Genomic DNA, 16,005 nt, shown 5'->3' on the forward strand with positions numbered 1-16,005 from the left:
CCTGGGCCTCTGCCGCTGAAGGCTACCGCGCGTCGCTCACCACTCCAGGGTCCAGGGGGTGCCGGTCGAGGCGAAGTGTCCGACGTTGACACACTCGGTGGCGCCAATGCGCATCCGGCGGGCGAGCGGCTGGTGGACATGGCCGAAGACCGCGTACTTGGGCCGCACCTCGCGGATGGCGTCGAGGAGGGCGGCGCTGCCGCGCTCGAAGCGGCGGGCGACGGTGTCGTAGCACAGCTCGGGGACGTCGGGCGGGATATGGGTGCACAACACGTCGACCTCGCCGAGCGCGGCGATCTTCGCGGCGTAGACCTCGTCGTCGATTTCGTACGGCGTGCGCATCGGGGTGCGCAGCCCGCCGCCGACGAAGCCGAAGACCCGGCCGCCGATCTCGACCCGCTCACCGTCGAGGACGGTGATACCGGACCCGGCGTACTCGGACCACAGCCTCGGTATGTCGACATTGCCGAAGGTGGCGTAGGTGGGGGTGGGGAAGGCCGCGAAGAGCTCGGCGTACTGGCGGCGTACCGCGGACTCTATGGCGGCGTTGCGGTCCACCCCGTCCCACAGCCGGTTGCCGAATTCACGGGCCTCCTCGAACCGGCGGGCGGTGCGCAGTTCCACGATGCGGTCGGCGTTCTCGACGCCGAACAGGTCGGGGAAGATGCCGCGGGAGTGATCGGCGTAGTCGAGGAAGAGCACCAGGTCGCCGAGGCAGATCAGGGCGTCCGCGCCCTCGCCCGCCCGCTTCAGATCCCGGCTGTTGCCGTGCACGTCGCTGACCACGTGAACTCGCATGCAGGTCAGCCTAAGTCCTGCTGCCTCGGGCCGTCAGACACGGGCCCCCACCGCCCCGCCGCCACCTGCTGTTACTTCCGGGTCCTGGGCAGGGTCGACTAGTCTGCGACGAATACGAGAACGGGGTGTGACGCATCAAACATCTGGGAGGACCCCCTATCCCAGATGCCATACCCATCGGTAACGTCCGGGCAGTCCACCATCCCCCCTTGCCCGCGGGGATTGCCCGTAGCGGCGCCGGCGCCCGACGAGGAGCAGCAGTCTTGCGCGAGTTCAGCCTTCCGGCCCTGTACGAGGTTCCGGCCGACGGGAATCTGACCGACCTCATCCGGCGCAACGCCGCCCACCACCCCGATGTCGCGGTGGTCGGCCGGAAGGTCGGCGGCGAGTGGCAGGACGTCACCGCCGCCGAATTCCTCGCCGAGGTGCGGGCCGTGGCCAAGGGCCTGATCGCCGCCGGGGTGGAGCCCGGCGACCGGGTCGGGCTGATGTCGCGCACCCGCTATGAGTGGACGCTGCTGGACTTCGCCATCTGGAGCGCGGGCGCGGTCACGGTGCCGGTCTACGAGACGAGTTCGGCCGAGCAGACCCAGTGGATCCTCGGCGACTCGGGCGCGGTCGCCTGCGTGGTGGAGTCCGCCGCGCACGAGGCCGCCGTCGAGTCCGTACGGGAGGCCCTGCCCGCGCTGAAGAGCCTGTGGCGGATCGAGGGCGGCGGGGCGATCGAGACGCTGCGGAAGCTGGGCGCGGACATCGGGGACGCGGTGGTCGACGAGCGCAGCGCGATCGCGAACGCCGACTCCCCGGCCACGATCGTCTACACCTCGGGCACCACCGGCCGCCCCAAGGGCTGTGTGCTCTCCCACCGCAGCTTCTTCGCCGAATGCGGCAATGTCGTGGCCCGCCTCAAGCCGATCTTCGTGACCGGCGAGTCGTCGGTGCTGCTCTTCATCCCCGAGGCGCATGTCCTCGGGCGGCTGGTGGAGATCGCGGCGGTACTGGCGCCGATCAAGCTCGGGCATGTCGGGGACGTCAAGACGCTCACCGACGAACTGGCCTCCTTCCGGCCGACGTTGGTGCTGGGCGTGCCGCGCGTCTTCGAGAAGGTCTACAACGGGGCGCGGGCGAAGGCCCAGGCCGACGGCAAGGGCAAGATCTTCGACAAGGCCGCCGCGACCGCCATCGCCTACAGCGAGGCGCTGGACACCCCCGCCGGGCCGTCCTTCGGCCTCAAGGTCAAGCACAAGGTCTTCGACCGCCTGGTCTACAGCAAGCTGCGCGCCGTCCTGGGCGGCCGGGCCACCCACGCGATCTCCGGCGGCGCCCCGCTGGGCGCCCGGCTCGGCCACTTCTACCGGGGCATCGGCTTCACGGTGCTCGAGGGGTACGGCCTGACGGAGTCCTGCGCGGCGACCACCTTCAACCCGTGGGACCGGCAGAAGCTCGGCACGGTCGGGCAGCCGATGCCGGGCACGGTGGTCCGGATCGCGGACGACGGCGAGGTGCTGCTCCACGGCGACCACCTGTTCAGCGGGTACTGGAACAACGAGGCGGCGACGGCGGAGGCGCTGTCCGACGGCTGGTTCCACACCGGCGATGTGGGCACCCTCGACGAGGACGGCTATCTCACCATCACCGGCCGCAAGAAGGAGATCATCATCACCGCGGGCGGCAAGAACGTGGCCCCGGCGGTGATCGAGGACCGGATCAGGGCGCACGCCCTGATCGCCGAGTGCATGGTGGTCGGCGACGGCCGCCCCTTCGTCGGCGCGCTGATCACCGTCGACCAGGAGTTCCTGCCGCGCTGGCTGGCCGAGCACGGCAAGCCGGCCGACGCCACGGTGGCCGAATTGCAGGAGGACCCCGAGCTGCTGGCCGAGATCCAGCGCGCGGTGGACGACGGGAACGCGGCGGTCTCCAGGGCGGAGTCGGTGCGCAAATTCCGGATCCTGACCACCCAGTTCACCGAGGACTCCGGGCATGTCACGCCGTCGCTGAAGCTCAAGCGGAGCGTGGTGGTCAAGGACTTCGCGGGCGAGATCGAGGCGCTGTACCAGCGCTGACCCGGCGCGAGCGCGGCGGTGGGCCCACGTACGGCTTCCGTACGTGGGCCCACCGCCCCGTCAGCTGGATCAGCCCTGGAGCAGGCCCTCCAGCCGCTCGGCGAGCAGGTCCCAGCGCCAGCGCTCCTCCACCCAGGCGCGCCCCCGCTCCCCCATCCGCCGCCGCAGCTCGGGGTCCTGGAGCAGCGCGACGATCCGCTCGGCCGCCTGCTCGGCGGAGCCGCCCCGCACCACCCAGCCTGTCTCGCCCTCGAGGACCGCGTCCGGCGCGCCGCCGGAGTCCCCGGCGACGACGGGCAGGCCGGTCGCGGATGCCTCCAGGTAGACGATGCCCAGGCCCTCGACGTCCAGACCGCCGCGCCGGGTGCGGCAGGGCATGGCGAACACGTCGCCCGCGCCGTAGTGGGCGGGCAACTCCGCCCAGGGGACCGCGCCGGTGAAGCGCACGGAGTCGGCGACGCCGGTGGTCTCGGCAAGCCGGTGCAGCTCCTTGGCGTACGGGCCGCCGCCGACGATCAGCAGCACGGCGTCCGGGACCTCCGCCAGGATCCGCGGCATGGCCTGGATGAGGGTGTCCTGTCCCTTGCGCGGCACCAGCCGGGAGACACAGACGACGACGGGGCGGTCGGCGAGCCCGAGCCTGGCCCGGACCTCGGCGCCGCCCGAGTCGGGGTGGAAGCTCTTCTCGTCCACGCCGGGCGTCAGTTGGACCATGCGCGCCGCGGCCTCGGGCCCGATGGCGGCGGCGATCCGCGAGCGGGTGTACTCGCCGAGGTAGGTGAGGGTGTCGGTGGACTGGCCGATCCGGCGCAGCAGCCCGCGGGAGGCGGGGAGCTGGGCCCAGGCGGCCTCGTGCCCATGGGTGGTCGCCACCAGCCGCCGGGCGCCCGCCGCGCGCAGCGCCGGGGCCATCAGCCCGAGCGGGGCGGCGGCCCCGAACCACACCGCGGTGCAGCCGTGCGCACGCAGCAGCTCGGTGGCGCGCCGGGTCACCCGCGGGGTGGGCAGCAGCATGGTCGTACGGTCCCGTACGACGCGGAACGGCTGCTCGGCGTCGAACCGGGCCGTGGCCTCGGCACCCTCCCGGCCGCGCTTCCAGGTGGAGGCGTAGACGACGACCCGCTGCGGGTCCAGGCGCAGCGCCATGTTGTGCAGGAACGCCTGGATGCCGCCGGGCCGGGGCGGGAAGTCGTTGGTGACGATCAGGGTCTTGTCCATTTCCTGCCGACACTACCGGCCCTGCCGACACTACCGGCCCTGCCGACACTACCGGCCCTGCCGACAGTACCGGGTGCGGGCGCCGGGCTACGGTGACGGCGCCCCGACCCGTTCCGCGGCCCGGCGGGCGGGGGCCCGTGGCAGGGCGAAGCGGCGGGAGAGTGCGAGCACGGCCAGGCACTGGAGGGCCGCGGCCAGGGCCATGGCCGCGCACACCCCGGGCAGCCCGAGGCCGGACAGGCCGTAGGCCAGCGGCAGTTGGACGGCCGTACCGGCGAGGGTGACGCGCAGCATCAGCGGGCTGCCCCCAGCCCCCTCGAACACGCCGCCGAGCGCGATGAAGCAGCCCAGCAGCGCCAGATACGGGCCTACACAGCGCAGAAACGCCGTACCGGCCGCGGCGACGTCCGGCCGCGCGCCGAACGCCCGCATCACCCATGGCGCGGCGGCCAGCAGCACCAGGGCGGCGAGCGCGCCGAGCGCGGCGCCGAGCAGCGCGGCCTGACGCGCGATCGCGGCCCGCTGGTCGCGGCCGGCGCCGAGGTTGTGGGCGGTGTGGATGGCGGCGGCCTGCCGTACCGCGTAGAAGGACATGGTCGCCACGTACATCGCCTTGGTGGCGATGGCGTACGCGGCGACGGACGCCACCCCGATCCGCGCCACGACGGCCACCAGCAGCAGGGAACCGGCCATCCGGGCCGTGAAGTCGGCGGCCATCGGCAGCCCGGTGGCGGCGGTGGCGCGCAGGGCGGCGAAGCAGCCGCTCAGGGTGTGCCCGGCGGGGCGGGCCGCGGCCGCCTGGCGCAGCAGGCGGTTGCGGCGCAGCAGGCGGTTACGGCGCAGCGCCACCAGTCCGGCGGCGAGGGCGGCCGAGCGTCCGGCGACGGTGGCCCAGGCGGCGCCGGTCACGCCGAGCCGGGGCAACCCGCACAGGCCGAAGACGAACAGCGGGTCGAGGACGAGGATCAGCGCGTTGGCGAGGAAGGCGAGGCGCATGGGGGTGCGGGTGTCCCCGGCGCCCTTGAGGACGCCGTCGAGGAGGTTCTGCGCGAAGAAGACGGCGAGGCCGGGCAGGGAGACGGCGAAGTAGCCGACGGCGAGGCGGAGGGCCTGTCCGTCGCCGCCGCCGAGCACCAGACGGGCCAGGGGCTCGCGCAGCGCCCAGCCGCCGACCGCTACGGGCGGGATGAGCAGCGCGCACAGCGCCCAGCCGCCGCGTACGGCGGTGCGCAGGGCCGCCGGGTCGCCCGCGCCACGGGCGCGGGCGACGAGGACGGTGGTGCCGCTGCCGGCCATCAGGATCAGGCCGAGGGCCAGGTTCTCGACGTTGGTGGCCACGGCCACGGCGGCGACGGCGGGTCCACCGAGGCGGGCCACCCACACCATGTTGACGATCCCGGCGACCACACCGGCCAGCAGCTCACCGTAGACCGGGCACGCCAGGCCCACGAGTCTGCGGCGGTGTTCCCTCGGCAGCGCCTCCCGCGCCGTCTCCTGCGGCATTTCTTCCCCTCTCAGCACCAGGTACCTCTAAACGAGGTACCGCGATGAGAGGTACCATGACGCAAGTGAGTGGGCAAGTGAAAGGACGTCACCCAAGGTGCTTGAGCTGTCGATCCTCGGCTTCCTGTACGACCAGCCGCTGCACGGCTACGAGCTCAAGGAGCGCATCAAGGCCCTGAGCGGGCATGTCCGCCCGGTGAGCGACGGCGCGCTCTACCCGGCGATCACCCGGCTGACGAAGGCCGGTCTGCTGGACCAGCGCACCGAACCGGGCGCGAGCGCCGCCCCGCGCCGGGTGCTGTCCCTCACCGACACGGGCCGCGCCGAGCTGCTGTCCCGGCTGCGTACGCCCAAGGACGTGGAGATCACCGACGGCCAGCGGTTCTTCACGCTGCTCGCGTTCCTCCGCCAACTGCCGGACCCGGCCGAGCAGGCGGCCGTGCTGCGGCGCCGCCAGGCGTTCCTGGACACCCCGTCGAGCTTCTTCTACGAGGGCGGCGAGCCGGTGCGCGCGGAGCGGGCCGGGGACGTCTTCCGCGAGGGGATGCTGCGGATCGCCCGCGCGACCACCACGGAGGAGCGGCGGTGGCTCGCGGACGCGCTGGACCAGCTGGAGACGAGCTAGCCCGCTGGCCGAACCCCTTAATCGAACTGAGCGATCAGGTACTTGCGCCACAGGTCGGTGAACTCGGCCAGGTTCGTGCCCAGCACCTCGCTCAGCGCGGACTCCACCGCCCCCTTGCGGCCCGGGCTCTCACCCACCGCGCGGTAGAACTCGACCAGCTTCCCCTGACCCCACTTCTCCGCGATCAGACGGCAGGCCAGCCAGCCCTCCTCGTACGCCTGGGACAGGACGTCCGCGCTGCCGCCGAAGCCGAAGGCCTTGTCGTCCGGGAGGGCGTCCGGAATGCGGCCGGACGCGACGGAGCGGGCCAGTTCGGGGGCCACCTCGCGGGGGGTGCGGCCGGTGCCGAGGTAGCCCGTCCAGTCGGCGAAGCCCTCGGAGAGCCACATCGGGGTGGCGGGGCTGGTGGCGGTGCGGGTGGCCACATGGGCCGTCTCGTGGGTGATCACGACGCGCCGGCCGAAGTCGCCGAGGACCTGGTACGCCTCGGGGTTGACGATGACGCGGTCGGCGGCGGCGCGGTGGCCGCCCCCCGCCTCGCCGGTGGTGACGGCCGCGATACCGCGGTAGCCGCTCGCGGACGAGCCCAGCAGGGCGGCCATCCGGTCCAGGGAGGCGGGGACCTGCACCACCACCCGCCCGGCCCAGGGGTGCGGCCATGCCTTCCGCAGGACGGCCACCGCCCGGTCGGCGCCGTCCGCCAGCTCGCGCAGCCGCCGCCGGTCCTGGCCCACGCCGAGGACGAGGCTGTGCGCACCGCGTACGGCGGTCACCGCGCCCTGGTCCCACAGCTGCACGGAGGTGCGCCGGCCGTCCTCCTCGCCGTCGTCGGAGGCCACGTACCAGCGCCCGTTCCGCTGGGCGAGGGTCAGATACTCCTCGGCGACGACCGGCACGGTGTCGTATCCGGAGAGCCGGTAGCGCAGCTCGACCTGGGCGGCGAGGCGGCGGCCCCCGCCCAGCGCGGGGTCGAAGCCGCCGGTGTCCACCAGGTCGTAGGTCCAGGAGCGCACCGGTACGGCGGCCAGGTGAGCAAACATCCGGCGCTGCTCGGCCAGATAGCGGGCGGAGCGCCGGTCGACGGTGGCGAGGAAGGCGCCCGCGTCGCGCTCCCGGACCGCCGCGGCCCGCCGGTCGAGCAGCTGCTGGACGGCCCGCCCGTCCCGCCCCGCGGCGTCGTCGGGGCCCTGGGCGGTGCCGCAGCCGGTCAGCGCGACGGCCACCAGGGCGCACAGCGCGGCCAGACACAGCGCCGCCCATCGCCCGGAACGCCGCCCGGCCCACCGTCTGTCCGCCCGCCGTCCGCCCGGCCACCGCCTACCCACCACGTCGTAGATCGTACGAGGCTCGCGGTTCGTAATCAGGTGCGCTAATCAGACACGTGTGATGGCCGAAATCGGCATCATCCCGACCGGGTCGTAGCGCACCCGCGCCCCCGGGTGGGGCGCGTGGATCACCTGGCCGTTGCCCGCGTACATCCCGACGTGGCCCGCGTCGGAGCGGTAGACCACCAGATCGCCGGGGCGGATATGACTCAGCGACACCGGGTGTCCGGCGGACGCCTGCTGCTGCGAGGTGCGCGGGATCGCCACCCCGGCCCGCCCGTACGCCCACTGGGTCAGCCCGGAGCAGTCGAAGGCGGTGGGCCCGGCCTGTCCCCACGCGTACGGCTGGCCCACCGCCCGGCGCGCGGCCTCGAGCGCGGCGGCGGCGCGCGGCGAGGACGGCGGCAGCTCGGGCACGCCCACCGCCCGGGACATCGCGGGCGAGCCCTGCAGATAGGCCGCGCGCTGGACGGCCGGCAGGGCGTTGAACAGCCGGCGCGCCGTGGCGAGCTTGTGCCGTACGACCCGCTTGTGGCGGATGACGACCTTGCGGCTGTGCTCCAGCCGGGCGAGCCTGGCCGCCGCCTCCGCGCGCTGCTGGCGCAGCGTCCGCTGGGCGCTCTCGAAGACCCGTAGCTGCCCGGCCTGCCGCTTGCCGATCCGCTGGAGGGTGGCGGCCTTGTCGAGGTAGTTGGCGGGGTCCTCGGAGAGGATCAGCGCGAGGCCGGGGTCGACCCCGCCGGACCGGTACTGCCCGCCCGCGAGGGCGCCGAGCGCCACCCGCATCCGGTTCAGCCGCTCCTGGCCGCGGGCGACGCGGTCCTGGAGCTGGTCGACCTGGCGGCGCAGCCCTCGGGCGTGCGCCTCGGCCGCGTTGTAGCGCTCGGTCGCCCGCTCCGCCTGCGCGTACAGCAGCTCCACCGCGCCGACGGTGGCGTGCGGAGCCGCGGCATGCGGAGCCGCGGTGTCCGAGGCGGGGTCGTGCGGCTCGGCGCTGGCCGGCGCCGCCGACAGCGCGGCCGCCGAGGCCACGGCGGCCGAGGCGGCGGCCAGCACGGTCAGGGAACCAGACCGCGAGGAACCGGACCGCGGGGAACCGGACCGAGGGGAACCGGACCGAGGGGAACGGCGACAAGACGCCATGGGAAGCCGCACTCCCTTCCGCTGTATCGGGAAGTCCGCTATGTCGGAACTGCGCGCAGACAGTAGCCGCACGAACACGCACGGTCCAAGAAGCGTGGCGGGTACACAAGGCGACGCCCCGCCGGAGACGCAGGTCACCGGCGGGGCGGACGCTCAGCGGAAGCTGTCGGGCTTCCCCGAATTCCCCCGAACGGACGGTTCGGGTACGGCGGGGATCAGACCCGGACGCCGAACATGAACGGCATGTTGTCCATCGACTCGTAGCGCACATTGGCCCCGGGCTTGGGGGCGTGCAGCACCTGGCCGTTGCCCGCGTACAGCCCTATGTGGTGCAGGTCGCTGTAGAAGAGCACCAGGTCGCCCGGCTTGAGCTGGCTGCGGCTTATGCGGGTGCCGGCGTTGGCCTGGTCCTGCGAGATACGCGGCAGGGAGACGCCGGCCTGCTTGTACGCCCAGCCGGTGAGGCCGGAGCAGTCGAAGGAGGACGGTCCGGTCGCGGCCCACACATACGGCGCGCCGATCTTCGTCTTGGCGGCGGCCAGCGCGGCGGCGGCGCGCTGCGAGTCGGGCACGTCGTTGCCGAGGTTGACCCGCTCGTTGGAGCGGTTGGCGCGCTCCTGCTCCTTGGCGGCGAGCGCGGCCCGCTCCTGGGCGGTGAGCGTGTTCAGGAGCTGCTGGGCCTTGGAGAGCTTGCCCTGGATCTCCTTCTTCTTCTCGCCCAGCGCCTTACGGGTGTCCTCGAGGTCCTTCAGCTTCGTGGACGCCTCCTGGCGCTGCTGCTTGAGCGTGCGCTGCTTGTCGGCGATCTTGCGCAGCGACTCGGCCTGCTTGCCGCTCAACTGACTGAGCGTGGAGGCCTTGTCGAGGTAGGTGTCCGGGTCGGAGGAGAGCAGCAGCTGCACGGAGGGGTCGATGCCGCCGGAGCGGTACTGGGCGGTGGCCATCGAACCGAGGCCGTTGCGGAGCTTGTTCAGTTCCTCCTGGCCGCGGGCCACCTTGTCCTGGAGCTCGCCGACCTGCTTCTCCAGCTTTTCCTTCTTCTCCTTGGCGCCGTTGTACTTCTCGGTCGCCCCCTCCGCCTCCTCGTAGAGCTTGTCGACCTGCTCCTTGACGTCCTTCTTGTCCGCCTTGGGCGCGGCCTGCGCGGCCTGGGACGAGAGGGCGACGGCCGCCGCGGCGGTCGCGGTGAAGACGGTTACCCGAGTGCGGCTCGGCTGCTTGGGTCGACGGTGGGACGCCACGGGGGCGAGCTCCTTCTTCCTCGAGCCGCCTACCGGGTGAGTGGGGGTCATGACCCCGGCTCCGCAGCATGCAGCGCACGCGGACTCGGCGGTACCCCCGCTGATATCCCCGATGGATGATCAACCGCGCGGAGGTTCGAGCCGACCTTAGTGACCTCGTCGTGATCCGTTCAAATCCCACTGCCAAAAAAGTCGGTCTTCGAGCGCATCTTTTACAAACATCACACATACCGTAACGGTCGGTTGACGCTCCGCAGGCGACAACGGCCATACGAGCGCCGCCCGACGCGTCGTACGGAATCACTTAAGTACGCGCGAGTCGCTTGAGCAACAGAGCGGACGAGACCGGTCGTGCCCCGGCCTTGGCCACCCCGTCGGCCACCTCGCGGTCCGTCGAGACCACGACCACCGGCCGGCCCGGCGGCTCGGCCCGCACCAGCTGCCTGATCAGCTCGTCCGCGGTCACCCCCGGCTTGCTGAACAGCACCCTCACCCCGCGCGGCGGCGCCAGCAGCACCGGCGCCGCCAGCTCCGCCCCGTCGAAGACACAGGTCATCTCGGCGCCGGACTGGGCCGCCAGCACAGCAAGACCGCCCAACAGCCGCAGCCGCTGCTTGTCCAGCGGCATCGTCGGATAGCCGGTCTTGGTGACGTTGTAGCCGTCCACCACCAAATGGGCCTGAGGCAGCGCCAGCAGCTGGTCCAGCAGCGCGGGGTCCATCTCCGACAGCGCCCTGGTCGCTATGTCCCGCGGCGTCATCTTGCCCGGCTGCACCGCGTCCACCGCGTCCGCCGGGCGCATCGACGCGGGCGGCAGCGCCAGTTCGCGCCGCAGCCCCTGCGCCGCTTCCAGCACCGTGTCCAACAGCAGCCGCACCCGCATGTCCTCGACGCTGCGCCCCTCGCGGGCCGCCCGCCGGCTGGCCTCCAGCGCCGACTCCGTCTCCGCGAGCCGGGCCCGCAGCCGCCGCGCCTCGCCCTCCGCCGTGGCCTGCCGCACCGCGGCCGCCGACCGTACGGACTCCAGCTCGGAGGCGGCCTTGCGCAGCGCCGCCTCGCCGCGCTTGACGTCGCTGAGCGCGCTGCGCAGCTTCCGGTGCAGCGCGTCCGACTCCTTACGGGCCGCCTCCAGCTCGCCGCGGGACCGCTCGGCCTCCGTACGCGCCGTCGCCCTCGCCTCGGCCAGCTCCTCGCGCAGCCGCCGCAGTTCCCGCTCCGCCTCCTCGCCGGCCCGCTCGGCGGAGGCCCGCTGCGCCTCCTCGCCCGCGGCCTCGACCAGCTTGACCCAGCCGGTCGGCCGCAGCACATAGGCCAGCGCCGCGACATCCTCCGGATCGGCGGCGGCCGGCGGCGACCCGCCCTCGATGGCCTCGGCGAGCTCCTGCTGCGTCTCCCGCAGCCGCCCCGCGATCCGCTGCCGGAAGACCGGATCGGACTCTACGGCGGCGGCCATCGCATTGCCCGCGAACTTCGCCCGGCGGGTCGGGGTGAAGCGGGCGTACTGCCGCAGCTGGGCGGGCAGCTCGGTGACCGTCAGCCCTCCGAAGGCATCCGCCACCAGGGCCACGACCCGGCGCCTGACCCCCTCCGGCAGGGGGCGGTCGAGCGCCTCGGCGACGCCCTCGGCGTCACCGGCCGACGCGGGGTCGCCCGTCCGCTCCACCACCTGTCATCGCTCCGTTCTCAGGCGCTCGCGCTCGCGCCCGGACGGTCGACCAGCTCGATCTGGTCGACCGCGTTGCACCAGCGGCAGCGCACCGACTCAATGGTCTCACTGACCACCTCGCGCTCCTCGATCCTCGGCTCCCCGCCGAGGTCGAGATGGACGTACTCGACAGCCTTCGTCGAACGCGTCACATCGAACCGGGTCAGGTTGCCGCACAGAGTGCAGCGCCAGCGAGTCTCGGCTGTCGGCAGGGGCACGGCCATGGCGTCATCGTCCTCATTGTCTTGGTCGCCTTGCTTCCACTCTGGCACTTGGCGTGCTGTAACCCTACGGCCTGAGCCCTGCCCCGCGCCGGGGCCGGTGCGCTCCCCGGTCCCACCCCGCGGCGGCGAGGCACTCTGGGCAGGTTGAGCCCGGTACGCGATGATCTGCCCATGATCGAGACGTCGGAGGGGCCCGGCCGCCGCCCCCTGATGACTTACGCCCTCATCGCGTCCTGCTGCCTGATCTTCGCCTTCGGACCGGCCTCCGGCCTCAACCCCGGCTACGGCACGGGAGGCGAGCTGCTGCGGGCCCAGACGGGCTACTTCGAACGGTGGGGGGTGGTGCCCAGCGCGCTGTGGAGCGGCGCGCCCGCCGAACCGCTGACCCCGCTGACCGCGCTGTTCGTCCACGGCAACTGGCTGCACCTGCTCGGCAACATGCTGTTTCTCTACGTCTTCGGGGCGATGGCCGAGGAGCGCATGGGGCGGATCCAGTTCGCGCTCTTCTACCTCGCCACCGGCTATCTGGCGCTGCTCGGCTACGCCGCGGCGCACGCCGACTCCACCCAGACCCTGGTCGGCGCCTCCGGGTCCATCTCCGGAGTCCTGGGCGCCTTTCTGTGGCTGTTTCCCCGGGCCCGGGTGACCAGTCTCTTCCCGTTTCTGTTCTTCCTGCCGCTGCGCTTCCCCGCCTGGGTGGTGCTGATCTTCTGGTTCGCGCTCCAGTGGCTGGCCGCCCGCGGGGCCGCCGACCGCCCCGGCGTCGCCTACCTCGCCCACCTCGTGGGGTTCAGCCTCGGGTTCCTCTACGCGTGGGCCCGCTTCGGGCGGACGACTAGAGTGAGCAGGGCAGTCAGGTCCAGCGAGGGAGAAAGCCAGCCGTGATCACTTCGATCGTGCTCATCAAGACCAGCGTGGACCAGATCCCCGAGATCGCCGAGCAGATCGCCGCGCTCGACGGCGTGAGCGAGGTCTACTCGGTCACCGGAGCGCACGATCTGATCGCGATGGTGCGGGTGGCCCGGCACGACGACCTCGCGGACGTCATCCCGGGCCGGATCAGCAAGGTGCCGGGCGTGGCCTCCACCGAGACCCATATCGCCTTCCGCACCTACTCCCAGCACGACCTCGAGGCCGCCTTCGCGATCGGCCTCGACGGCTGAGCCCTCTCGTGGGACGTCACCCGCGGTCCGGGACGCAGCGCCCGTCCTCGGTGCGGTAGCTCCACTTCGCACCGTCCCGGACCAGTTCCTTCACCGCGCCGACGAACCGCTCGACGTGCTCGTCCGGGGTGCCCGCGCCAAAGCTGACCCGGATGGCGTTCAGCGACCGCTCCCCCGGCGCGGCCTCCGGGGCCCCGCACTCGCCCGCCTCCCCGGGCTCGCCGCCCAGCAGCGTGCGCACCAGCGGATGCGCGCAGAACAGGCCGTCGCGTACGCCGATGCCGTACTCCGCGGAGAGCGCGGCCGCGAAATGCGAGCTGTTCCAGCCCTCCACGACGAACGAGATGACGCCCACCCGGGGCGCGTCATCCCCGAACAGCGACAACACCCGCACCTCGGGCACCTCCGCCAGCCCCGCGCGGACCTTGCCGATCAGCTCCCGCTCCCGCGCCACCAGGGACTCGAACCCGGCCTCGGTCAGCGCCTTGCAGGCCGAGGCGATCGCGTACGCCCCGATGACGTTCGGCGAACCGGCCTCGTGCCGGGCCTCGGTGGTGTGCCACTCCACGTCCACCCCACCGTGATCCTTACGGGCCACCTTGCGGCTGGCGCCACCGCCCGCCAGATACGGCCGGGCCTCGCTCAGCCAGTCCGCCCGCCCCGCCAGCACCCCGGCCCCGAAGGGCGCGTACAGCTTGTGCCCGGAGAACGCGACCCAGTCGACGTCCAAGGCCGCGATGTCCACGGGGTGATGCGGGGCCAGCTGCGCGGCGTCCAGCACGATCCGGGCGCCGTACGCATGGGCCACCTCCGCCAGCTCCCGCACCGGCCACAGCTCACCGGTCACATTCGAAGCACCGGTCACACACACCAGCGCGGCACCCGTGTTCGCCTCAGCTCGCCAGTCGGCCAGCGCCCGCTCCAGGGTCCGGGCGGCCTGCCTCGGGGAGCGCGGCGCGCTCAGATAGCCGACCTCGACGTCTTCTCGCTGCTGCCACGGCAGCAGCGAGGCGTGGTGCTCCGTCTCGAACACGAACACCCGGGTGCCCTGCGGGAGGGCGGCGGCGAGGAGGTTGAGCGAGTCGGTGGTGGCGCGGGTGAAGATCACCTGGTCATCGGGGCGGCAGCCGAGGAAGGCCGCGACATCCCTGCGGCTGTTCTCGAACAGATCGGTGGACAGCTGCGAGAGATACCCGGCCCCGCGGTGCACGCTGCCGTAGTACGGGGCGTAAGCCGCGATGTCGTCCCACACCCGCTGCAGGGCCGGGGCGCTGGCGGCGTAGTCCAGCGCGGCGTAGCTCACCTCACCGCCGGTGACGAGCGGGACGAGGACATCACGGCCGAGGACGGGCAGCGGGGCAATGGTTGCGGTGGCGGCAGCGGCGGTCGCGGACATGGCGAAGTCTCCCGGGGGGACGAAGTGGTGAATGCGTCACGCGCGGGCAGGCGGCAGCCCGCCGCCGGGCACGTGGAGAGGAAACTCACCGCACGGACGAGAGCCGTGCGAAATGAGGAAAAATCACGGAAAAGGGCCCGACGGCCCTAGCGCATTCGCTGCATCACGGAAGAACTCCCTCGACAACCAGGACCCCTGGGTTCCGCGAGGGGTCCGCGCTTGCCGCAGACCTCATTGCCTGCGACCTGGTCATCACCCGGGGCACCCCGCCACGGACGGAGGGTTGCCGGACAGCGGGCCGGGGCCGAAGTCGCTGTCACTCGTGACCTGCGCAGGAGTATGCCATGCCCCGTCACGAACCGAGACCCCTGTCCGCGATACGGACAGGGGTCCCGTGGGGCCTCTTGAGAATCGGGGCTACGCGTTCGTGGCCAGTACCCAGCGTTCCAGGGAGGCCCGGGCCGCGCCCGAGTCGATGGATTCGGCTGCCTTCTCGATGCCGACCGCGATGCGCTCCGTGAGGGGCTTGCCGCCCGGGCCGCCCTCCAGCGCGACCAGGGCGGCCGCCGAGTTGAGCAGTACCGCGTCGCGGACCGGGCCGCGCTCCCCGGCCAGGAGGCGCCGGGCGACGTCCGCGTTGTACGAGGGGTCGGCGCCGCGCAGGGCGTCCACCGGGACGAGGTCGATGCCGACGTCGCGCGGGTCGAAGGTCTCCTGGCGTACGGTGCCGCCCTCGACCACCCACACCTGGGAGGTCGAGGTGACGGTCAGCTCGTCGAGGCCGTCGTCGCCGCGGACGACCAGCGCGGAGGTGCCGCGCTCGGCGAGCACACCGGCCATGATGGGCGCCATCTTGGCGTCCGCGACCCCGGTGGCCTGGGCGCGCACTCGGGCCGGGTTGGTGAGCGGGCCGAGGAAGTTGAAGATGGTGGCGATGCCGAGTTCGCTGCGCGCGGTGCCGACATGGCGCAGCGAGGGGTGGAACTTCACCGCGAAGCAGAAGGTGATGCCGGCTTCCTCGGCGACCTCGGCCACCCGCCGCGGGCTCAGGTCCAGGTTGACGCCGAGCTTCGCGAGGACGTCGGAGGAGCCGCTGGCGGAGGACGCGGCGCGGTTGCCGTGCTTGACGACCTTCGCACCGGTGCCCGCCACCACGAGGGCCGACATGGTGGAGATGTTGACGGTCTTGGCCCGGTCGCCTCCGGTGCCGACGATGTCGACCGTCTCCCCGGGGACCTCGATCACGTTCGCATGCTCGTACATCGTGCGGACCAGACCGGACACCTCCGCCACGGTCGCGCCCTTGGCGCGCAGCGCGACCGCGAAGCCGGCGATCTGTGCGTCGCTGGCCTCGCCGCGCATGATCCGGTCCATGACCCAGGCGGTGTCGTCGGTGGTGAGGTCGTGGCCGAGCAGCAGCGCGTCGAGTACGTCCGGCCAGGTGCGGGCCGTCGCGCGGTTGTCGCCTCCGGCTGGGGTCACAACGTCCATGGTCCGCTCCTGGATCTCGGCTGGGCAGGGATGGGTCCGCGCAGTTCAGCTGTGCCGCGGCTGGCCCCTGGCAAGCCTATCGGCGCGGGCGGGGCACGCGGTCCCGTGCC

Annotated in this window: 14 protein-coding genes and 1 riboswitch; of the genes, 4 read left to right on the plus strand and 10 right to left on the minus strand. The window is 72.6% G+C overall.

Translation table 11 applies throughout. The annotated features are described in order from the left end of the window. Positions 1-36: 36 nt before the first annotated feature. Positions 37-798 (minus strand): metallophosphoesterase, encoded by a 762-nt coding sequence (locus ACH4U7_RS05755; RefSeq protein ID WP_398526744.1) that lies wholly within the window; start codon positions 796-798, stop codon positions 37-39. Positions 799-1,061: 263 nt separating this feature from the next. On the opposite strand from ACH4U7_RS05755, the gene ACH4U7_RS05760 reads away from it, so the two are divergent. Then, on the plus strand, positions 1,062-2,861 hold the full coding sequence (locus tag ACH4U7_RS05760) for an AMP-dependent synthetase/ligase (protein WP_398526745.1): 1,800 nt from the start codon (positions 1,062-1,064) through the stop codon (positions 2,859-2,861). Positions 2,862-2,930: 69 nt separating this feature from the next. Here ACH4U7_RS05760 and ACH4U7_RS05765 read toward each other — a convergent pair whose 3' ends face one another. After that, on the minus strand, positions 2,931-4,079 hold the full coding sequence (locus ACH4U7_RS05765) for a glycosyltransferase family 4 protein (protein ID WP_398526746.1): 1,149 nt from the start codon (positions 4,077-4,079) through the stop codon (positions 2,931-2,933). 87 nt (positions 4,080-4,166) lie between these two features. Next, entirely contained in the window at positions 4,167-5,582 is a 1,416-nt protein-coding gene (locus ACH4U7_RS05770) for an MATE family efflux transporter (protein ID WP_398526747.1), read from the minus strand. A gap of 97 nt (positions 5,583-5,679) precedes the next feature. Here ACH4U7_RS05770 and ACH4U7_RS05775 point away from each other — a divergent pair, with 97 nt between their 5' ends. Next, entirely contained in the window at positions 5,680-6,207 is a 528-nt protein-coding gene (locus tag ACH4U7_RS05775; RefSeq protein ID WP_398526748.1) for a PadR family transcriptional regulator, read from the plus strand. Between the two features lie 17 nt (positions 6,208-6,224). Here the strand turns inward: ACH4U7_RS05775 and ACH4U7_RS05780 are convergent, their stop codons facing one another. The 5 genes from ACH4U7_RS05780 to ACH4U7_RS05800 all read right to left on the minus strand — a co-directional run bounded on the left by ACH4U7_RS05780 (position 6,225) and on the right by ACH4U7_RS05800 (position 11,845). Then, positions 6,225-7,457, minus strand: a complete 1,233-nt coding sequence (locus ACH4U7_RS05780) for a hypothetical protein (RefSeq protein WP_398527003.1) — start codon at positions 7,455-7,457, stop codon at positions 6,225-6,227. Between the two features lie 123 nt (positions 7,458-7,580). Then, positions 7,581-8,675 carry an NlpC/P60 family protein gene (locus tag ACH4U7_RS05785; protein ID WP_398526749.1) on the minus strand — a complete coding sequence of 365 codons (1,095 nt, stop codon included), beginning with the start codon at positions 8,673-8,675 and terminating at the stop codon, positions 7,581-7,583. A gap of 215 nt (positions 8,676-8,890) precedes the next feature. After that, the gene (locus ACH4U7_RS05790; RefSeq protein WP_398526750.1) at positions 8,891-9,916 is read right to left on the minus strand and encodes an NlpC/P60 family protein; all 1,026 of its coding nucleotides are present in this window, start codon (positions 9,914-9,916) and stop codon (positions 8,891-8,893) included. Positions 9,917-10,220: 304 nt separating this feature from the next. Next, positions 10,221-11,582, minus strand: coding sequence for an NYN domain-containing protein (locus ACH4U7_RS05795; RefSeq protein WP_398526751.1), 1,362 nt, complete (start codon positions 11,580-11,582; stop codon positions 10,221-10,223). A 17-nt stretch (positions 11,583-11,599) separates the two neighbouring features. Then, positions 11,600-11,845 carry a hypothetical protein gene (locus ACH4U7_RS05800; RefSeq protein WP_014180393.1) on the minus strand — a complete coding sequence of 82 codons (246 nt, stop codon included), beginning with the start codon at positions 11,843-11,845 and terminating at the stop codon, positions 11,600-11,602. 171 nt (positions 11,846-12,016) lie between these two features. Here ACH4U7_RS05800 and ACH4U7_RS05805 point away from each other — a divergent pair, with 171 nt between their 5' ends. Both ACH4U7_RS05805 and ACH4U7_RS05810 read left to right on the plus strand, forming a co-directional pair. Then, positions 12,017-12,730, plus strand: coding sequence for a rhomboid family intramembrane serine protease (locus tag ACH4U7_RS05805; protein ID WP_398526752.1), 714 nt, complete (start codon positions 12,017-12,019; stop codon positions 12,728-12,730). Continuing rightward, positions 12,727-13,008 carry an Lrp/AsnC ligand binding domain-containing protein gene (locus tag ACH4U7_RS05810; RefSeq protein ID WP_089514181.1) on the plus strand — a complete coding sequence of 94 codons (282 nt, stop codon included), beginning with the start codon at positions 12,727-12,729 and terminating at the stop codon, positions 13,006-13,008. The genes ACH4U7_RS05805 and ACH4U7_RS05810 overlap by 4 nt, the downstream gene beginning before the upstream one ends. A 16-nt stretch (positions 13,009-13,024) precedes the next feature. On the opposite strand, the gene ACH4U7_RS05815 is transcribed toward ACH4U7_RS05810, so the two are convergent. Together ACH4U7_RS05815 and trpD are read right to left on the minus strand one after the other, a co-directional pair. Then, positions 13,025-14,404, minus strand: a complete 1,380-nt coding sequence (locus tag ACH4U7_RS05815) for an aminotransferase class V-fold PLP-dependent enzyme (protein ID WP_398526753.1) — start codon at positions 14,402-14,404, stop codon at positions 13,025-13,027. 210 nt (positions 14,405-14,614) lie between these two features. Continuing rightward, a riboswitch (SAM riboswitch) is annotated at positions 14,615-14,732 on the minus strand. Positions 14,733-14,821: 89 nt separating this feature from the next. Then, positions 14,822-15,895, minus strand: a complete 1,074-nt coding sequence (gene trpD, locus ACH4U7_RS05820) for an anthranilate phosphoribosyltransferase (RefSeq protein ID WP_398526754.1) — start codon at positions 15,893-15,895, stop codon at positions 14,822-14,824. Between the last annotated feature and the right edge of the window lie 110 nt (positions 15,896-16,005).

The sequence above is a fragment of the Streptomyces sp. NPDC020845 genome, assembly GCF_044334165.1.
Classification (GTDB): Bacteria; Actinomycetota; Actinomycetes; order Streptomycetales; family Streptomycetaceae; genus Streptomyces.